Genomic DNA, 18,017 nt, shown 5'->3' with positions numbered 1-18,017 from the left:
AAATGGGGTCTGGGATTTAGGGTGTGGGCTCCGGGGGCTGGGTCTTGTTACTTGGACCTTGGCACTTGTTGCTCCGTCGTCAGGCGGCCTGTTCCTTGCGGATCTTGAAATAGACCTCGCGGAGTTCCTTGAGGGCGCGGTGGGCGCGGACCTTCACGGCGCCGACGGAGCAGTCGAGCAGCTTGGCGATTTCCTGGTGGTTGAGGTGCTGGAGGCGGGAGAGCACGAGGACCTCGCGGTGGTCCTCGGGAAGGCGGGCGAGCGCGCGGCGCATGAGCGCGAGGTCGTCCGAAGTGCCGGCTTGGGAGTCGGGCGCGGCGGCGTGGTCGGGCTCGTCGTGGAAATCGGCCGGGTCGGCCGGGGTGGGGGTGCGGGCGTGCTTGCGGAAGTGGTCGGCGGCGACCTTCCGCGCGAGGTGGTAGATCCAGGCGGAGAACTTGCCCTCGTCGCGGTAGGTGTGCCGGTATTTGAGGATGCGGTAGAACACGATCTGCACGAGGTCCTCGCTGACCGAGGGCTGGTTGGTCAGGCGCACGAAAAACCCGTAGAGCGGGCGGTGATGGCGCTCAAAGAGGTCGCCGAGCTTCCGGACCTCCCCGGCGCGCACGGCAATCATGAGTTCATGGTCGTTGGCGGCGTCCACGGCGTCGGGCAGGCTAGCCGGTGCGGCGTCGGAGGGAACTCGGAATTGCGTGACGGTGGCGAGGGACATGGAACGGAATCATGGCGGTGTGCGAGGGGGATAACCGGGCCCGCCGCCCCCGGTTACAGGAAAAATCACTGGCGACCACGGTCGGGCTGGCTAGCCTACGGCGCATGAACCGCCGCGCTTTCCTAATCAGTTCCGGCGCAGCCGCCTCCCTCGCCCTGCTGGGCCGCGGCCGCCTGTCAGCCCAGACCCCGCCCGCCGCCCCCTCCGTGCCCGTCGCGCCGCCGCCGCCGGTGACGGAGTTCAAGCTCCTGCGCCGCAACGTCGGCCTGTTCACCGGCCAGGGTGGGACGGTCGGTTGGCTGTCGAATCGCGACGCGCTGGCCGTCGTGGACACGCAGTTCCCCCAGACCGCCAGCGTGCTCCTGCGCGACCTGCCGGGTCGTGACGGGCGCATGATCGACGCCGTGATCAACACGCACCACCACGGCGACCACACCGGTGGCAACGCCGTGCTCCGTCCGGCCGCGAAGCAGGTCATCGCGCACGCCAACGTCCCCGAACTCATGCGCGCCCGCGCCGAGGCCGACAAGCGCACCCTCGACCCCGCGCTGCTGCCCACGCTGGGCTTCACCGACGGCTACCGTCAGGGCTTCGGCGACGAGGCGGTCAGCGCGAAGTATTTCGGTCCGGCGCACACGCGCGGCGACATCGTGGTGCTCTTTGAACAGGCCAACGTCGTCCACCTGGGCGACCTGATGTTCAACCGTCTCTATCCCGTGATCGACCGGCCCGGTGGCGCGAGCATCCGCGGCTGGGTCAAGCTGCTCGAAAAAGTGGCCAAGGACTATCCGCCCGACGCGACCTACATTTTCGGCCACGGTAATCCGAAGTTCGGCGTCACGGGCACGCCGGCCGATCTGCTCGTGTTCCGCGACTATCTCTCCGGGCTCCTCGCGCACGTCGAGAGCGAGATCAAGGCCGGCAAGTCCAAGGAGGAGATCCAGAAGCTGGAGAACCTGCCCGGCTTCCCGGATTTCCACCAGCCGCCCGGTCGCGGCAACCGCCTGCCCGGCAACCTCGGCGTGGCCTACGACGAGATCATGGCGGCGGGGTGAGAGCGTTTATCACCACGAAATACACCCAAGACACGAAAGGAAAACCTGGGCTGCGGAACCCACCCGTGGCGCCCGTGCAGCCGTGAAATCCTTGGTCGGACGCATTCTGTCTATCCTGTTCATGTTGGCCGGTCACGCCTCCGCCGCCGACTGGCAGGCCATGAAACCGGCCGACTTCGCCGCGCTCCCCGCGGTGCAGGCGCGGGTGGCTTTCGCGGATTTCAACGAGGATCTGATGGCGGCGGCAATCTTCCACGCGACCAACCGCGTGCGCGTGCAGCTCGGGCTGACGCCCTTCGCGCATCTGCCCGCGCTTGATCGGGCGGCGGCGCAGAAGGCGTCCATCGGCATTCTGCAGGGTCAGCTCACGCACGAAAACCCGCTCCCGCTCACCGCCACGCCGGCCGACCGGGTGCGCGCCGCCGGCGTGGATTACCGGGCGGTGGCGGAGAACATCGCGCAGCAGAGCCTGCTCGACCTGCCGCCGGGTGTCACCGAAGTCGGCGTGCGCCAGCGCGGCGGGCGCAACGAGTTCTACCGCGTGGACACCAAGCAGCCGGTGACGCTGCAAAGCTACGCGGCCTTCGCCGACAACGTGGTCCACGCGTGGATGAACTCGCCCGGCCACCGCGCCAACCTCGTGAACCCGGAGTTCACCGCCCTTGGCTGTGCCGCCCGCCCCATGCGCAGCCCCGTCGCCCGGCACGAGCAGGTCTATGCCGTGCAGGTTTTCTGCACGCCGCGTTGAGGTTCAGGTCGCCGGGCTATCAGGTGCTGGGAAGGGAGCGCGAAAGGTGAAGGCCGCGGCGGTCTCGCCGGTTTCGTGGAGCAGTTGCAGGCGGGCCTTGGCGTCGTCGAGCGTGGGCAACGTGCCGGCGGGGATCCACCACAAGGCGAGGTGGGGCGTCGTCATCGGTTCGAACCACTCCGCGCGGCGGGCGAAGAAGCGCCCGTGCATCGAGCGGAAGGCGTAGTTCTTCAGTGAAGACACATCTTGCCAGAGTGACATGTTCACGATGATCCGCGGATCGGGGAACGTGCGGACGACGGTCGCGTTACCGTTCTCCTCCTGAAACCGCCACACGAATCCCGGACTGGCTTCGGCCAGTGCGTTGATCTCGGCGAGCGCGTTCGTGAAGTCGCGCATGATCTCGCTGACGAGCGGCGCCCGGGCGAGGGCAATGTTGATCTGGGCAAGGTGGTGGGGCATGGGTCGCTATTCAGCTTCGGCTTTCGGCAGGTTGGGATAGCGGGGTTCGAGCGCGCGGGCTTTGGCGAAGGCGGCGCTGGCTTCGGCGGTGTGGCCGAGGGCGTGGTGGGCCCATCCTAAGGCTACGAGGGTGTCCACGTCGTCGTCGATCCAGGCGGCGGCGCGCTGGAGCAGGGGCAGGGCCTCGGCGGGCTGTTGGCGCGCGACCAGCATGGCGCCGGTGTTGCGGGCGAGCAGCCAGTCGTCGGGCGAGGCCGCCACGGCGCGGCGGCCGAGTTCACGCAGTGCGTCGGTGGCGTCGGGGCGGGCGAGGAGCGTCTGCGCGGCATCGGCCCGGCGCTGCCACGCGGCGAGGCGGGCGGAATGGTCGCTCTGGCCGGTGAAGGGCGGCTTCGAGAAGCGGTTCACGAGCTCCAGCGTGATCATCGCTTGTTCGTGCGTGTTGTAACCTAGGCGGAGACCTACTTCATCAAGCGCGAGCGGTCCAGCCACCGGAGCGGATGCGAGATTGCGCGCCTTGAGGTCGGCGGCGACGGTCGGCAGGAGCGCGAGCACTGCCTCATGCGTGCCCCGCAGCGTGAGGTGGACGTGCTCATACAGGAACTCGTTGCCCGGCACGCCGTGCGAGCTGTTCGCCGCGAGGGTCGAGGCAAGGTCCATGATCGCGAGCCCGCCAAAGTTCGTAATACGAACTTTGTCCGGAAGGTCGCAGATGACCTGGTTGAGCGCGGAGTCGGCGCGGAAGCGAAGGGTGTCGAGGTCGACGGCACGCTGAAAGAGGGCGCGCGCTTCGTGGTCGCGGCCGGCGTCGAGGATGAGGCGGGCTTGCTGGTAGGCCTGCTCGGCTTCGCCGTTCGCGGGGAGGAACGGGGCGAAATCGCGCTGGTTGGCGACGGTGGTGCAGAGCAGCGTGGTGGCGCCGGCGCGCTGCGCGGAGGCGGCGATGGCGGTAAGATTGGCGCGAAAATGCGCGCGCACGGTGTCCAGGCGCGGGTCGTCGGCGCGGATCTGCTGTTGGAGGAACATCTGCATGCCACCCCAGTTGTCGGGCGCGCTTTTGCTGCGACCGAGGCGGGCGGCGAGCTGGGCGAAGCGCGTTCCCTTGAGCCAGACGAGAGTGCGCACGGCGGCTTCGCTTTTCAGAAACGGTGTGAAGACGCCGGTGGGACCGAAGGGACCGATCACCTCGTTGTGGCCCTCGTAGACGATGAAGAGGTCGGGCTCGAGTTGCGCGCAGTCGGCGGCGATGCCGCGCACGAGGTGAGAGTTGATCGCCGTGACGGCGGCGTTGACGACCTCGAAGCGGACCGACGGGTAGGCGGCGCGCAACTGCACTTCGAGCACGCGGGCGAGCGAGAAGGCGGGCTCGGGGTCGCCCATCGCGGCGGAGCTGCCGAGGATGAAAATGCGGTAGGTGCCGGGGGCTTTCTTCAGCGGCAGCCGCACGGGCTGCGGCCGGCGCACGAGCGTCTCGCCGAAGAATGGGGCAGTGAAGTCGCGGTTCTCGCGCCAGACGAGTTCGCCGTCGGTGGTTTTGGCTTTGCGGAAAAAATGCGGATCGTGGCCGAAACCGGCGAGGCGCAGCGTGAGTTCCGCCCCGACGAGCAGCAGCGCCGTCAGCGCGATCATGAAGAGCGCGAGCAGCAGGCGGCGGCGGACGGGGGTGAGGGACACGGGGGAAGGAGGAAGGAAGAATGAGGAATTAGGAAGGAGGAAGGAAAGGCGGGGACGGGGAACGGAAATCGGCCGCAGGGCAGGTTCGGAGGCCGTTCACTGGATTCTTCGCTGCGCTCAGAATGACACGCTTGTTGAGGATAAGGACATTGATCCGGGCATAAAAAAGGAGGGCGGGAACCACCCGCCCTCCAGATACCTACCTGAATCTAACCAAGGATCAGAGATCGATGCCGAAGGTCAGGCGATAGACGCGCGGCAGCGGCACCTCGTAGCGCTCGGTGGCGAGCTTCGTGGCGGAGCCGGTGGCCTTCCAACCGAAGTAGTTGTCCTCTTCGGTCAGGTTCTTGACGTTCAGCTGGACCCACGAGTCGCGGCCGAGGAACTTGAACTTGTAGCCGGCGAACAGGTCCGCGTTGAGACGGGCGGGCTCGAAGCGCGCGACGTCCTTGCCGCCGAAGTTCACGTAGTCCATCAGGGCCTTGGAGCCGCCGCTGAGGCCGAGGCCTACGAACGCGCCCTTCGCCTCGCCTTCCGTGAAGGTGTAGCGGGTGAGCAGCGAGTAGCGGGTCTTGATGGCCTGCGGGTAGGTCTGGCCGATGGTGGCGGCGACGGCCGACTTCGTGAACTCGTGGTCCACGTTGGCGAAGCTGCCGACCACCTGCCAGTTCTTGGTGGGCTGGTAAACGACGTCCACCTCGAAGCCCTTGCCTTCCTGTTCGCCGCCCTGGATCAGGTCGCCGAGGGGGCGGCTGCTCCACTGCGCGTCGCGCTGGGCGAGCGCGGCGGGGGTGCCGAGCGCGGTGAGGCGGTCGTATTCGTCGGTGTTGACGTTATTCTTGTTGGGGTCGTTCTGCGAACCGCCTTCACGCAGGATGCTGAAGTAGGTGACCGTGCCGCTGAGCTTGCCGTCGGCGGTCTCGAACTTCGCGCCGAACTCCAGGCCCTTGCCGACCTGCGGGGTGAACTGGCCGCCGCGGCTGTCCTTGCCCGAGTCGGGGAACAGCGACGTCGAGTAGAGGCCGAACACCGAGACGGCGTCGGTAACCTTGTAGACCGCACCGACCATGGGCGAAGTCTTCGACTGCTTGGTCACGCCGGGGGTGGTGGCCTGGCCGTTGGCCCACTGCATGAGCTTCACGTTGGTGCGGTTGACACTGACATTCGTGTTCAGGCGATTGTTGAAAGCCGACATCTGCCAGTTCGCGAAGTAGTAGTCGTTCGAGTTGTTCTCGTGGGTGTAGCCGTTGCCGTCGGTGACAGGGTGAAAGTCTGGCGGCGGGGCGTAGCTCGTGTTGATCGGGATGCCGGACTTGACGGGGAAGCGCAGACGGATCGGGTTGGCCGCGCCGGCCTGGGTTGAAGAGCGTGAGACAAACTTCTCGGCCCAGGCGTTGGCGCCGAACGCGAAGGTGTGCTTCGTCTCGGCGACATCCAGCTTGTAGACGCCGGTGAAACCGTAGGTGTGCATCTGGTTGGACCAGTCGCGGTAGGAGTAACCCATCTCGATCACTTCCTGGCCGGCATAGGTGGTCCAGCCGCCGCCGGCTTCCCAGCCGTCGCCGCTCTGGCTGTTGCCGGAGGCGTCCCAGCCGTTGCCGTCGATCTGCTGGCGGTCGGAATACTGCCAGTGGGCCTGCAGGTCGAGGTCACCGATGGTGTGGGTGATCTTGCCGCGGTAGAGGTTGGTCTCGAGCGAGCGCATGTTGGCGCCGTCGGACCAGTTCCACTCCCAGGGAATGTCGGGGTGGAAGATCTGGAGCGGGATGTCGGCGAAGTTGCCGGCGGCGCCGGTCTCGCCGCGGCTGAAGAAGCCGAGGCCGTTGGGTTTCTCGCGGTAGCCGTGCTCCATGAGGAACTCGATGGTGGTGCTCGCGAGCGGCTTCCAGGCGAGGTTGAGCTGGCTGTATTCGACCTTGCCCTCGGAGTGGGCGCGCTGGTCCTTGGATTGGGTGTAGGCGCCGTTGAAGCGGGCGCCGAACTCGCCTTCGTTGAGCTTGCCGCTGTAGTTGGCGTCGAGCGCGGCGCGATATTCGCCTTCGCTGTCGATGCTGACGTTGGCGCGGCCGAAGGTCTTACCCATTTCGACTGACTTGGTGATGTTCTGCATCACGCCACCGGGGTAGGTGAGACCGTAGAGCGCGGCGACGGGGCCCTTGACGACCTCGACGCGGGCGATGCCCTGCAGGTCCACCGGATCATATTCGCGGAGACCGTCGCGCAGGCCCCAGTTTTGCTGGAAGCCGCGAAAAAGAAACGCGTTGTAGGCCTGCTGGATGGAGTTGTTGGAATTGCGGTCGGAACCGCCGTTCACGAGCGAGCCGTTGTAGGCCTCGAGATCCACCTGGGTCATGAGGCCAAGGTCGTCCATAAGGTCTTTCGTGAACACCTGGATGTTCACGGGTAGGTCCTTGATGGGCGTGTTGGTGCGCGAGCCGGCGATCGAATTGGAGGCGCGATAGCCGTAGTCGCGCTCCGTCGAGACCGAGAAGGTCGGGAGTTTCACGACCTCCGTCTCCTCGCTGGCGGGAGCCGCGGGAGCGGTCTGGGCGAAGCCCTGGCCCGCGGAGGCGAGCAAGGCGGCGCACAAGACCGGACCGGCCAGCCGAAGGCGGCGGCCGGTGAACTGACAGTTCTGCAGTGCTGGGTTCATATGGTTTTGGGTTTTTGCCGGACGCCGGGGGGCGCCCATGGGGGGGCAAAAGGATCTTCGGGGTGAAGGGGCTGCGTCCGCGCTGGGTTTTCGCGGGCGCGCGCATTCCCACAGCTGGCGGGGATGCCCGCAAAAGCGCCGGGCCCTCAAACGGTAGAGCCCGGCGCTCAATCGGTAGAGTAAAGCGCGCAAACGCAGCCGCATTACTTCAAGGGGAGCGGGGCGACGGCGGGCTTGTCGCACACGGCGTCTCTTTGTGGCCACGCTTTCGCCCGAGCGCTCAAGCGCGGTCACGCAATTGTTCCGATCCAGCCCGCGCGGAGCGCGGGCTCCACCCCAGAGTCAGTCCAACCTCACAACACCTCGAGCGGGGTCGGGGCCGAGTGCGGCTTCTTCGGCGCGGTGACGCCGTCCTGCCAGTAACCGGGGATGTAGGTGACAGACTGCGCCTCGGGCACACCGCGCTGGTAGGCGTCGGTCATGATCGCGAGCTGCTCCATCGCGCGCTGACCGACGAGGCGGTGGTTCTGCACGACGCCGGCGATGTGCGGCATGCTGGGCGGCACGTCGAGCGAGGCGAAGGCGACATCGTCGGGCAGCTTGATCTGCGCGGTGGCGAAGACGTCGAAGAGCTCGTTCCAATTGGAGATGATGACGTCCACCTGATGCGCGCGCATCCACTCGGGGATGAGGCGGTGCAGCATGGGCACCTCGGCGAGGCTGAAAATGAGCGGCGGCACGCACTCGTTCTCTGGCAGGGAGGCCTGCTCGACGAGCACGCCCATGCCGAAGGATTCGCCGAGGCGCGTCTGGTCCTCGCGCGCGGTGGCCAGGCCGATGCGGCGGTAGCCCAGCGTGCGCAGGCGGCGCATGGCGAGGCGGGCGACCTGCATCTGGTCGTTGGAAACGGCGTCGAGGTTGGGCGCGAGGTGGAGGCACTCGATCTTCACGGCGCAGAACTGGCTCCAGTCGAGGTCGAGCTGGCCGATGTCGATCTCGAACGTGGAAAGCAGCACGCCGGTGATGCCCCGCGCGTTGAGGATGGTGTTGAGGCGCGCCGGCGCGAGATGGCCGTGGCCGACGACGAAGATCTCGAGCGAGTGCCCGTGGGCCTCGGCGGCGGCCTTGGCGCCGGCATAGACGAGCGGCTGGTAGTGGTTGCCGCTGAAGAGGCGCGTGGTGGCCGCATGCACGACAAAGGCCGTGCTGGCGCGGCGGGCCTGCGGGTTGCGCTGGGCGCGGTGAAAATTCAGGGCGTCGAGCAGCGGATCGCGCTGGTAGCCGAACTCGCGGGCGACGGCGCGGATGCGCGCGCGGGTGGCGGGCGGGATGCTCGGGTGATCGCGCAACGCGAGCGAGACCGTGGTGACGTGCACCTCCGCCTTGGCTGCGATGTCGGCCAGGGTGTAGTATTGCTTCGCGGCCGGGGCCGGGGCGACGACCGCCTCAGTTGCGGGGCGGCGCCGACGGGCCGTCTTGCCAGGTGCTTTGGACATAGATGGAGGAAGGGACTTCGGGCAGGCCGGGCTGACCGGACTTGAGCTGCGTGACCACGATGGACACGGCGCGCTCGCCGACGAGGTGCAGGTGCGGGCGGACGCCGGCCAATCCCTCCGGCGCGGCGTCGCAGAGGCAGAGACAGGCGCAGGCGACATCCTGCGGCACATGCAGGCCGGCGGCCTCGATGATCTCGCGCACGCTCGTCCAGTTGCATATGACGGCATCGATCTGGTGGCGGCGCACCCAGCGGGTGATCATGCCGCCGAGCATGCCGGCATCGGTGTTGTAGGGGAAGATGAGCGGCGGGATCTGCCGGTCGGCGGGCACGGCCGCCTGCTCCATCAGGTAACCCGCGGTGTGGCGGTGGCCGCTGGCGTCCTCGTCGGCGCGGCCCACGGCGAGGCCGATGCGGCGGTAGCCGAGCGCGGCGAGGCGGCGGAACGCCATGCGCACCTCGCGCAGCTGGTCGTTGGCGACGACCGTGGCGTTGGGCTCGGTGTGGCGGGAATGGATCTTGCAGACGGCATAGTCGGCCCAGTTCAGCGCGATCTCGGCGAAACCGGGCTGGAAGCTGCCGATCACGACGCCGGTGATGTGGTTGTCGCGCAGGTGGTGGCTGAGACTGCGTGCGTCGTGGTCGTCCTCGCCGACGGCGAGCACCTCGAGCTGGTAGCCGAGCAACTCGGCCTGGCGGCGGGCGCCCTCGTAGATGGACTGTTGGTAGGGCGGACGCGAGTTGCCGGAGCCGGCGCCGTAGTTCTCGAGGTAGGCGATGCGCGGGGCGGGCGCACGCACGCGCCCTTCCTGGCGGAAACGGCTGAGCGCGTAAAAAACCGGGTTGCGCTGGTAGCCCATGCGCTGCGCGACCTCCTCGATGCGCTGGCGTGTTTCCGTCGGGATGCTCGCGTGGCCGCGCAGGGCGAGCGAGATCGTGGTGATGTGGTAGCCGGTCTCGCGGGCCACGTCCTTGAGCGTGGGCCGGCGGGCGGGCGGGGCGGAAGGATTGGCCGGGGGCAGGTTCATGGCATCACGCCGAAGCGGGCGAAGTAGGCCTGGCGCAGCTCGGCGAGCAGCGGGGGCGGTCGGCTGGCAGTCTGGGCGCGGCGCAGCCAGTCGCCGGTGCGCGGGTCGCGCGTTGAGATGCCACGTCGAACGAGGAGCGTGAGCACGCCGGCGTCGTCCGGATGTTGCGCGGCGAGTTTTTCCAACACGGCAGCACCCTCGGCTTCGCGCCCGGCGGCGAAGTAGGTGGCGGCGAGCTCGCAGGGGGCGGCGGTGAGGCCGGATTCGCGGGTCCACACCTCGGTGAAGCGTGCGATGGCCTCCTCGTTGCGCCCGGCCCGCGCGGCGATCAGGCCGGCCTCGAAGCGGAATGCGTTGCTGTCCGGGCAGGCGGTGAGCCCATCGAGCACCACCTGCTCGGCGGCGGGGCTGTCCTTCAATTCCCTGAGCAGGTTCAGGAGATCGGTGCGGATTTTTTCGTCGCCGGGGGCCAGCGTGAGGGCGCGTTCGAGCGGGGCACGGGCGAATGACAGGTCGCCGAGGCGAACGTGGGTGTTGCCCAACTGGCGGTGCAGCCGCGCGTCCTGCGGGGCGAGGGTGAGGGCGCGCGCGAGCAGCGGCAGCGCGGAGCGAGGCTGTCCGTCCGAGGAAAGCGCAGAGGCTGCGACCAGGAGCGCGTAGGGATCGTGGCCGTGGGCGGCGAGATCCACCGCCCACGGATCGGGCGCCTCGGTGTAGCGGCCGTCGCCGCTCACGCGCCGGCGCGCGGCCTCGGCGGCGGCCGGATTGCCGAGGCGCTCCCAAACGGTGGCGAGCAGGGATTGCGCGCCGGGTAGGGCCGGGTCGGCCGCGACGGCTTCCTGCAGGCGGCTGCGTGCGGCGGTGAGGCGTCCGCTCTGCAGGTCGCAGCGGGCGAGGCCGAAGAGCGCATGCGGGTCGCCGGGTTTCAACTTCAGCACGGTGGTGAAGGCGGCGACGGCTTCGTCGGGCCGGTTGCTTTTCAAGCGCACCTCGCCGAGGCGTAGCCAGACAATCGGCTGGTTGGGTGCGAGAGTGGCCGCCCTTTCGAGCAAGGGAAGCGCATCGGCGTGGCGACCGTAGCCGGTGAGCAAACTCGCGAGCAGGTGTGGCCAGCGGGCTTCGTCCGGGTCGACGAGCAGCAGGGCCTCGTAGGCTTGCATGGCCTCGGCGAGCCGTCCGTTGGCCTGACAGAGCTGGGCGAACTCCGCGAGTGCCACCCGGTCAGCGGGCCAAGACGCAAAACGGGCCGCACACGCGGCGAGACGCGCATCGAGCCCCGGGGCGCTGTCGCCTACCGTCGCGGGCAACGCCGGCCGCGCACGGGCCCATTGGCGGGATTCGGATTGGCGCGACCAAACCAGTCCGCCGGCTGCGGTTAGCAGCAAGGCGGAGGCAATGAGCAGCGGTGAGCGCAAGCGTGGCAAGGGTGGGGCCGGTGGGGTGGCGGCGGGGTTGCTCTAACGTGTAGCGGAGCACACTTCGCTGGCCGGCAGTCAGCAAGCGGGGTGTCACTCTAACGTTTAGTGTTGGTCCGCAAACCTTCGGCTGGCCAACGCAAAACGGCGTCATCAGAGAGCAGTCTGCCCGCGTCGCCCCCGCATGGCTTCCCTCTGCCCCAATCCCCTTATCCGGCCGATCCTCCATCTGGCCACGGCCTTGCTCGTGGCCGGGGTGGCGTGGGCGGAAAACCCATCCGGGCTGGAATCGGCTCCCTTCGCACCGCGCTCGGCGGTAGCCGGGATGACCCGTTTCACCACCCTGCCCGCCGAGCAGACCGGGTTGAATGCCATCAACGCCTACGATGACCCCGAGATGTGGGGCCGCCGCTACCGTGAGTTTTCGCTCGGCGCCATCGGCACGGGTGTGGCCATCGCGGACTACGACGGCGACGGTCGGCCCGACGTGGCCCTGACGATCAAGACCGGCGGCACGCGGCTCTATCGCAATCTCGGCGGATTGCACTTCGAGGACATGACTGATCGCGCCGGCCTCGCCGGCTCCGGCGGCGTCTGGTCGCAGGGCGTGGCCTTTGCCGACGTGAACAACGACGGCCGGCCCGATCTCTACGTCTGCCGCTTCAACGCCCCGAATCTGCTCTTCATCAACCGCGGCGACGGCACCTTCAGCGAGGAGGCCGCCGCGCGCGGGCTCGCGCTCAGCGACGCGAGCGGCATGGCGGCGTTCCACGACTATGACCGCGATGGCTGGATGGATGTTTATGTGCAGACGAACCTGCTCGACGGCGAGCGCCGGCCCAACGGCCAGCGCGACCGGCTCTATCGCAACAATCGAGACGGCACCTTCACGGACGTGACCGACCGCGCCGGCCTCCGCGGCGACACGCAGGGCCACTCGGCGACCTGGTGGGATTTCGACGAGGACGGCTGGCCCGATCTCTACGTCGCCAACGATTTCAAGGACCCCGACCAGCTCTACCGCAACAACCGCGACGGCACGTTCACCGACATCCTCGACCGTTCCGTCCCGCACACGCCGCATTCCTCGATGGGCGCGGACCTCGGTGACCTCGACGGCGACGGCCACTTCGACCTGCTGGTCGCCGACATGGCCTGCACCTCGCGCCTGAAGGACCACCGCGGCCAGGCCAAGATCCGCGCCGGCCTCGCCGAGGATGAGAAAAATCCCGCGGTCGCCCCGCAGTTCATGCGCAACGCCCTGCTGCTCGGCACTGGTGCCGGTCGCGCGCTCGAAGCGGCGTTTCTCGCGGGACTCGACGCGACCGACTGGACCTGGTCCGTGCGGCTGGAGGATCTGGACAACGATGGCCGCCTCGACGCGTTCTTCACCAACGGCATGGTGCGCGAGCTCCACGGGCACGACATCATCCAGCGCATGATGGGACGCGAGAGCATGGGCGAGCGCATGCGCATCATGCAGGCGACGCCGGTGCTGGCCGAGGCCAACCTCGTCTTCCGCAACCTCGGCGACCTGCGCTTCGAGGAAAGCGGCCGGGCCTGGGGTCTGGATCACCCCGGGGTTTCGTTCGGTGCGGCCACCGGCGATCTCGACGGCGACGGCGACCTTGACCTCGTGTTTGCGAACATGGACGGCGCGCCGACGGTCTGCCGCAACGACACGAGCACGGGCAACGCCGTCACGGTCGCGCTGCGTGGCACTCGCGCCAACCGTTTCGGCGTCGGCGCGACGGTGCGCATTGAAACCGCGTCAGGCCGGCAGGTGCGCACGCTCGTGCTGGCGCGCGGGTATCTCTCCGCAAGCGAGCCGGTACTGCACTTCGGTCTCGGCGCCGAGGCCGAGGTGAAACGGCTCTCGGTCGAGTGGCCGGGCGGCGTGCGGCAGGTTTTCGAGCATTTGCAGGCCAACCGGCGCTACACGATCACCGAGCCCGCCGAGGCCGAGCCCACGCGCCCGGAGACCACACCGTTGCCGTTCTTCACGGAGACGGGAGCGCGTTTGGAACCGGTCATTGAGAGCCGTGAGAAACCTTTCAACGAATGGAGTCGCGAGCCTCTGCTGCCGTGGCGGCTCAACCGCACCGGCCCCAGTGTGCTCGCGGCGGACCTCGACGGGGACCGGCAGCCCGACCTGGTGATCGGCGGGGTCAGTGGCCAGGCCGGCAAGTTGCTCACGAATCTCGGGGACGGCCAGTTCATGGCATACGGAGCCAACCTCTTCCCCGACGCCACGCTGCCGGACGGACCGATGCTCGCGTTCGACGCCGACCAGGATGGCGACATGGACCTGCTGCTGACGAAGACCGGCACGGCGGCGCCGGCGGACAGCGCGGCCTACGAGCCCCGCCTGTTTTTCAACAACGGGCGCGGGCGGTTCGCCGCGGCGTCCGGTTTGCTGCCCTCGCTGCCGGTGAGCGCCGGAGCCGCGGCGGCGGCGGATTTCGAGCGCCAGGGGCGCGTCGGCATTTTCATCGGCGGTCGCTCCGTGCCCGGAGCCTACGCACAAGTGCCGCGCAGCGCGTTGCTCGCGTGGCGCGACGGCCGCTATGCCGACGTGACGGCGGAGGTGGCTCCGGGGTTGGAGCGCATCGGTCTCGTCACCGCGGCGCTGTGGAGTGACGTCGATGCCGACGGCTGGCTGGACCTGCTCGTGGCTTGCGAGTGGGGCCGCGTGGCGTGCTTCCGCAACCGCGAAGGCCGGGGTTTTGAGGACGTGACGGAGAAACTTGGCTTCGCCGCCGCCGGCACCGGCTGGTGGCGCTCGCTCGCGGCGGCGGATTTCAACGGCGACGGCCGCCCCGATTTCGCCGCCGGCAACACCGGGCTCAACACCCGCTACCGCGCCTCCGCCGCCGAGCCGGCTCTGCTTTATGCCGGTGTGAGCGTGGGCGGCACCGCGCCGCAGCTCATTGAGGCCGAGTGGCGCGAGGGAAGACTCTACCCGCTGCGCGACCGTGACACGCTCGCGAAGCTCCTGCCCGCTGCGTTGCGCCCGTTCCCGACGGCGGTCGCCTACGCCAAGGCGGCGCTGACCGACGTGTTTCCGGCCGACGCGCTCGCCGCGGCGGCGAAGCTGGCCGCGACCGAGCTGCGCAACGGCCTGTTTCTCTCACAGCCCGACGGCACGTGGAAATTCACACCGCTGCCGCGCCTCGCGCAGATCGCGCCGATGACCGCGTTGCACGCCGGGGACCTCGACGGCGACGGTCACGCCGACCTGCTGGCCGCGGGCAACTCGTTCGCGCCTACGCCCGAAACCGGCCGTTTCGACGGCGGCCTTGGTTGGTTGCTGCGGGGCGACGGTCGCGGCGGTTTCACGCCCGTGCCGGCGGCCGAGAGCGGTTTCGTGGTGCCCGGCGAAGCCTGCGCGCTGGTCGCGAGCGATCTCGACGGCGACGGCCGGATTGAATTTCTTGTCACCCAGAACAACGGACGCGCGCTCATCTTCCGCCGCAGTGTTCGCCGCCCCACCGCTCCATGAAAAAGAAGCCCGCTCCGCCTGTCACCGCTTCGACCATCACGCCCTTGGCGTTGTTTTCCCTGTCGTTGAACACGGCCCTCTTCGGCTGGATTTTCTACACCCGCGAACCAAAGACACCGCCTCCACCCGCCCCGTCTCCATCCCCGGTTTTGTGGTCGCGCGAGCTGGCGCCCTACGCCGCGCTAGGATCTTTCATGGCGGAAAACAACCGTATCTCCGACCTCAAGTGGACGCCGGAGCAGTTCGCCGCGTTTCAGGATGGTTTCCGCTCGAGCTTCGAGGGCCGCGGGCTGCCGCTTGATGAGCCCGCGGCTAAACTGCGCGACGCAATCAGCGCCAAGGTCCAGTCCATGCTCGAGGCCGAACGGCCCGATCCGGTGCGCGACTACTTCCGCTTCCTCCGGGAAAAGGAGAATGTGAAGCAGCTGCCCAGCGGTCTGCACTACCGCATCACCGAAGAGGGCACGGGCGAGCCGCCCACGGCCGCCGACACCGTGGTCATCAGCTACGCAGCCGGTCTGCCCGAGGGCAAGACCCTGCCGGCGCTCTCCGGCACGCGCGTGAAGGCGGCCGTGAAGGACCTGCTGCCCGGCCTTGGCGAGGGCGTGCAACTGCTCCGCGTGGGCGGCAAGGCTCTCATCTACGTCCCTCCGGCCCTATCGTTCAAACCGCGCGACTGGCCGCCGCAACTCCCGCGGGACACACCGCTGGTTTTCTTCGTAGAATTGCACGACATTGCCCCCGCGCGCTGAACGAAAAACTACGCAACCGATAGAGTGTACGGCACGTTGTCTGCATAGGGGAGGCGGGCAGGTTTTTCTCCGCACTTGCAACCCCGCGGAGACCTGCCGCGTAACCATTACATGACACCTCTCCGCTTCCCTGCCGGCTTCACGTGGGGCGTGGCCACCGCCGCGCCCCAGATCGAGGGCGCCGCTTTCACCGATGGCAAAAGTCCGTCCGTCTGGGACACGTTCAGCCGCCAGCCGGGCGCCGTGCTCAACGGCGACACACTCGACGTTGCGTGCGACCACTACCACCGTTTCGACGGGGATTTCGCGCTGATGCGGAAGCTCGGCATCCGCCACTACCGGTTGTCGCTCGCCTGGCCGCGCATCCTGCCGGACGGAGACGGTGCCGTGAACCAAAAGGGCGTCGATTTCTATCACCGGCTGTTCGACTCGATGGCGAAGCACGGCATCACGCCGTGGGTGACGATGTTCCACTGGGACCTGCCGCAGGCCCTCGAGGACCGTGGCGGCTGGCGCGTGCGCGGCACGGCCGAGGCGTTCGCGCGCTACGCCGACGTGATCGTGAAGGCCTACGGCGACCGGGTGAAGAACTGGATCACCCTGAACGAGATTTTCTGCTTCACCCGGCTCGGTTACGGCACCGGCAGCAAGGCGCCCGGCCACCGCGAGTCCGAGCGGATCGTCAACCAGACCTACCATCATGCGCTGCTGGCCCACGGCCACGGCATGCGCGCGGTGCGGGAGCACGGCGGCCGCGGCGCCCGCGCCGGCCTGACCGACAATGTCATCGTTACACTCCCGCTCGACCTGCGTGCGGAAAACGTCGCGGCAGCGCGGCGCGCCTTCGTCGAGGAGAACGTGCGCGTGCTCGAGCCGCTGTTCACCGGTCGCTACGGCGCGGCCTACTGCCGCATCACCGGTCGTGACGGCGCGAAGACGGAGAAAGGCGACCTGCCGCTCATCTCCCAGAAAATGGATTTCCTCGGGCTCAACATCTACACGGGCTTCTTCGTCCGCGCGGGCAAGGGCGGCCGGCCCGAGAAAGTGCCGTTCCCGGCGCGTTTCCCGGCGTCCGACTGCGCGTGGCTCTACCTGCTGCCGCAGGTGCTCTACTGGGGCCCGAAGCACGTCACCGACCTCTACGGCCCGCTGCCGCTCTACATCACCGAGAACGGCGCCGGCTACAACGAGGAGGCTCCCGCCGCTGGCGGCGAAGTGCCCGACCTGCATCGCCGCGAATACGTCCGCAACTGCCTCGCCCAGCTCCGCGCCGCCATGCGCGAGGGCGTGCCGGCGAAGGGTTATTTTCTCTGGTCCTTCCTCGACAACTACGAGTGGGAGGACGGCTACCAGCGGCGGTTCGGAATCGTGCACAACGATTTTGAAACCCAACGCCGAACGCCGAAGCTCAGCGCCAGGTGGTATGCCGAGGTCATCCGGCGCAATGCCCTGATCTGACGCGAAGGAGTGGAGCAGCGCGCTGGCCCCGCTTTTTCTCCGCGGAGCGCCGCACGCGGGCTGCCCACCGGTTCAGCCGTCCGACGGGAAATTGCCCTTGCCGCAGGCGTCCGGTCGGGAATCCTCGCGCCATGGTGAGAGGCTGGCTGACTGTCCTGTTTCTGCTTCTGGCGAGTGCCGGGGCGGCCGTGCGCTACGACATGAGCAAGGCCGAACTGCTGCAGGAACTCGGCAAGCCGGTGTCGGTGTTGAGGCGCGGGGACCGGGAGATCCTGATTTACCCGAACAACGTCCGCATCGAGATCGAACAGGGCAAGGTCGTCGTGGTGAAGGGCCTGGATTTGGCGGCGCAGGAAACGGCGCCGACCCCGGCCGCCGCGCCGACGGAAGAGGTGGCACCGACGGAAGCCGAGCCGGCGGAGCCCAAACTGTCGCCCGAAGAACAAAAGGCCCAGGCCGAGGCGGAGGCGAAGCTCGAAAAGGCCCTGGCCGAATCTGACACCAAGGCCCGCGCCGAGATGGAGAAGGCGATCACCGATTTGGAAACCCTCGGTGAGTCGGCCGAACACCGGCCGGAGCCGTCGTTCAACCTCACCGGTTTCTTTACGGAGCTTTTCATCAAATGGGCGCTGATGCTCGCGGCGCTCAAGCTCACCTGCAAATACTGGGGTGCCGATGTGGACTGGAGCGGACTGATGATCGCCGCCGCGGCCGACACCGCCGTGCGCGCCATCGTGGGCGTCATCGGCTACGTGGTGCTGGAAATGTTCACGCTGCTTTACGCCGACGAGGCCCTCGCGGCCATCGTGCTGGTGCTGGTTCTGCGCAAGGTCAGCACCAACCAGTCGCTGCAACAGGCGGTGACGATCACCATGACCTCGAAGGTGTTTTCCATTGTGGTGGGATCGTTCCTCACCGTGCTGATTCTCAACGCGCTGCACTGAGCCGGACATGCGTCCCTCCCGCGGGCGAAGCCGGCCTTGGTGCGCGCACATTAGAACAGACGGGATAAGCGGGAGACAAGGAGCGCGACGCCTTTTTATCATTCTGCTTATCAATGTAT

General features: G+C 67.8%; 13 protein-coding genes. 6 read left to right on the top strand and 7 right to left on the bottom strand.

Translation table 11 applies throughout. From position 1 onward, the window contains the following. Positions 1–79: 79 nt before the first annotated feature. Positions 80–712, bottom strand: a complete 633-nt coding sequence (locus ESB00_RS19360; RefSeq protein ID WP_129049876.1) for an RNA polymerase sigma factor — start codon at positions 710–712, stop codon at positions 80–82. Positions 713–816: 104 nt separating this feature from the next. Here ESB00_RS19360 and ESB00_RS19355 point away from each other — a divergent pair, with 104 nt between their 5' ends. After that, positions 817–1,767: an MBL fold metallo-hydrolase gene (locus ESB00_RS19355; RefSeq protein WP_129049875.1), complete on the top strand. Its 951-nt coding sequence runs from the start codon at positions 817–819 to the stop codon at positions 1,765–1,767. A 121-nt stretch (positions 1,768–1,888) separates the two neighbouring features. Beyond that, positions 1,889–2,515 carry a CAP domain-containing protein gene (locus ESB00_RS19350; RefSeq protein ID WP_129049874.1) on the top strand — a complete coding sequence of 209 codons (627 nt, stop codon included), beginning with the start codon at positions 1,889–1,891 and terminating at the stop codon, positions 2,513–2,515. Positions 2,516–2,518: 3 nt separating this feature from the next. Here ESB00_RS19350 and ESB00_RS19345 read toward each other — a convergent pair whose 3' ends face one another. The 6 genes from ESB00_RS19345 to ESB00_RS19320 all read right to left on the bottom strand — a co-directional run bounded on the left by ESB00_RS19345 (position 2,519) and on the right by ESB00_RS19320 (position 11,242). After that, the gene (locus ESB00_RS19345) at positions 2,519–2,977 is read right to left on the bottom strand and encodes a DUF3291 domain-containing protein (RefSeq protein WP_129049873.1); all 459 of its coding nucleotides are present in this window, start codon (positions 2,975–2,977) and stop codon (positions 2,519–2,521) included. A 6-nt stretch (positions 2,978–2,983) separates the two neighbouring features. Next, positions 2,984–4,651 (bottom strand): hypothetical protein, encoded by a 1,668-nt coding sequence (locus ESB00_RS19340; protein ID WP_129049872.1) that lies wholly within the window; start codon positions 4,649–4,651, stop codon positions 2,984–2,986. A 220-nt stretch (positions 4,652–4,871) separates the two neighbouring features. Beyond that, on the bottom strand, positions 4,872–7,304 hold the full coding sequence (locus ESB00_RS19335; protein WP_164976332.1) for a TonB-dependent siderophore receptor: 2,433 nt from the start codon (positions 7,302–7,304) through the stop codon (positions 4,872–4,874). Between the two features lie 353 nt (positions 7,305–7,657). Continuing rightward, positions 7,658–8,800, bottom strand: coding sequence for a LacI family DNA-binding transcriptional regulator (locus ESB00_RS19330; protein WP_164976331.1), 1,143 nt, complete (start codon positions 8,798–8,800; stop codon positions 7,658–7,660). Further along, on the bottom strand, positions 8,751–9,827 hold the full coding sequence (locus tag ESB00_RS19325) for a LacI family DNA-binding transcriptional regulator (protein ID WP_129049869.1): 1,077 nt from the start codon (positions 9,825–9,827) through the stop codon (positions 8,751–8,753). The genes ESB00_RS19330 and ESB00_RS19325 overlap by 50 nt, the downstream gene beginning before the upstream one ends. Next, complete coding sequence (locus ESB00_RS19320) at positions 9,824–11,242, bottom strand: tetratricopeptide repeat protein (protein WP_164976330.1); 1,419 nt, start codon at positions 11,240–11,242, stop codon at positions 9,824–9,826. The genes ESB00_RS19325 and ESB00_RS19320 overlap by 4 nt, the downstream gene beginning before the upstream one ends. 184 nt (positions 11,243–11,426) lie before the next feature. Between ESB00_RS19320 and ESB00_RS19315 the strand changes: the two genes are divergently transcribed. The 4 genes from ESB00_RS19315 to ESB00_RS19300 all read left to right on the top strand — a co-directional run bounded on the left by ESB00_RS19315 (position 11,427) and on the right by ESB00_RS19300 (position 17,898). After that, entirely contained in the window at positions 11,427–14,744 is a 3,318-nt protein-coding gene (locus ESB00_RS19315) for a VCBS repeat-containing protein (protein WP_129049867.1), read from the top strand. Beyond that, positions 14,741–15,496 carry an FKBP-type peptidyl-prolyl cis-trans isomerase gene (locus ESB00_RS19310; protein ID WP_129049866.1) on the top strand — a complete coding sequence of 252 codons (756 nt, stop codon included), beginning with the start codon at positions 14,741–14,743 and terminating at the stop codon, positions 15,494–15,496. Before ESB00_RS19315 ends, ESB00_RS19310 begins: the two co-directional genes overlap by 4 nt. 111 nt (positions 15,497–15,607) lie before the next feature. Beyond that, on the top strand, positions 15,608–16,954 hold the full coding sequence (locus ESB00_RS19305) for a GH1 family beta-glucosidase (protein ID WP_129049865.1): 1,347 nt from the start codon (positions 15,608–15,610) through the stop codon (positions 16,952–16,954). 131 nt (positions 16,955–17,085) lie between these two features. Continuing rightward, on the top strand, positions 17,086–17,898 hold the full coding sequence (locus ESB00_RS19300) for a hypothetical protein (protein ID WP_129049864.1): 813 nt from the start codon (positions 17,086–17,088) through the stop codon (positions 17,896–17,898). Positions 17,899–18,017 lie beyond the last annotated feature (119 nt).

This window comes from Oleiharenicola lentus (assembly GCF_004118375.1).
In the GTDB taxonomy this organism is placed as follows: Bacteria; Verrucomicrobiota; Verrucomicrobiia; order Opitutales; family Opitutaceae; genus Lacunisphaera; species Lacunisphaera lenta.
Note: the sequence above shows the minus strand (reverse complement) of the source record. Positions and strands in the feature narration are given on the sequence as shown.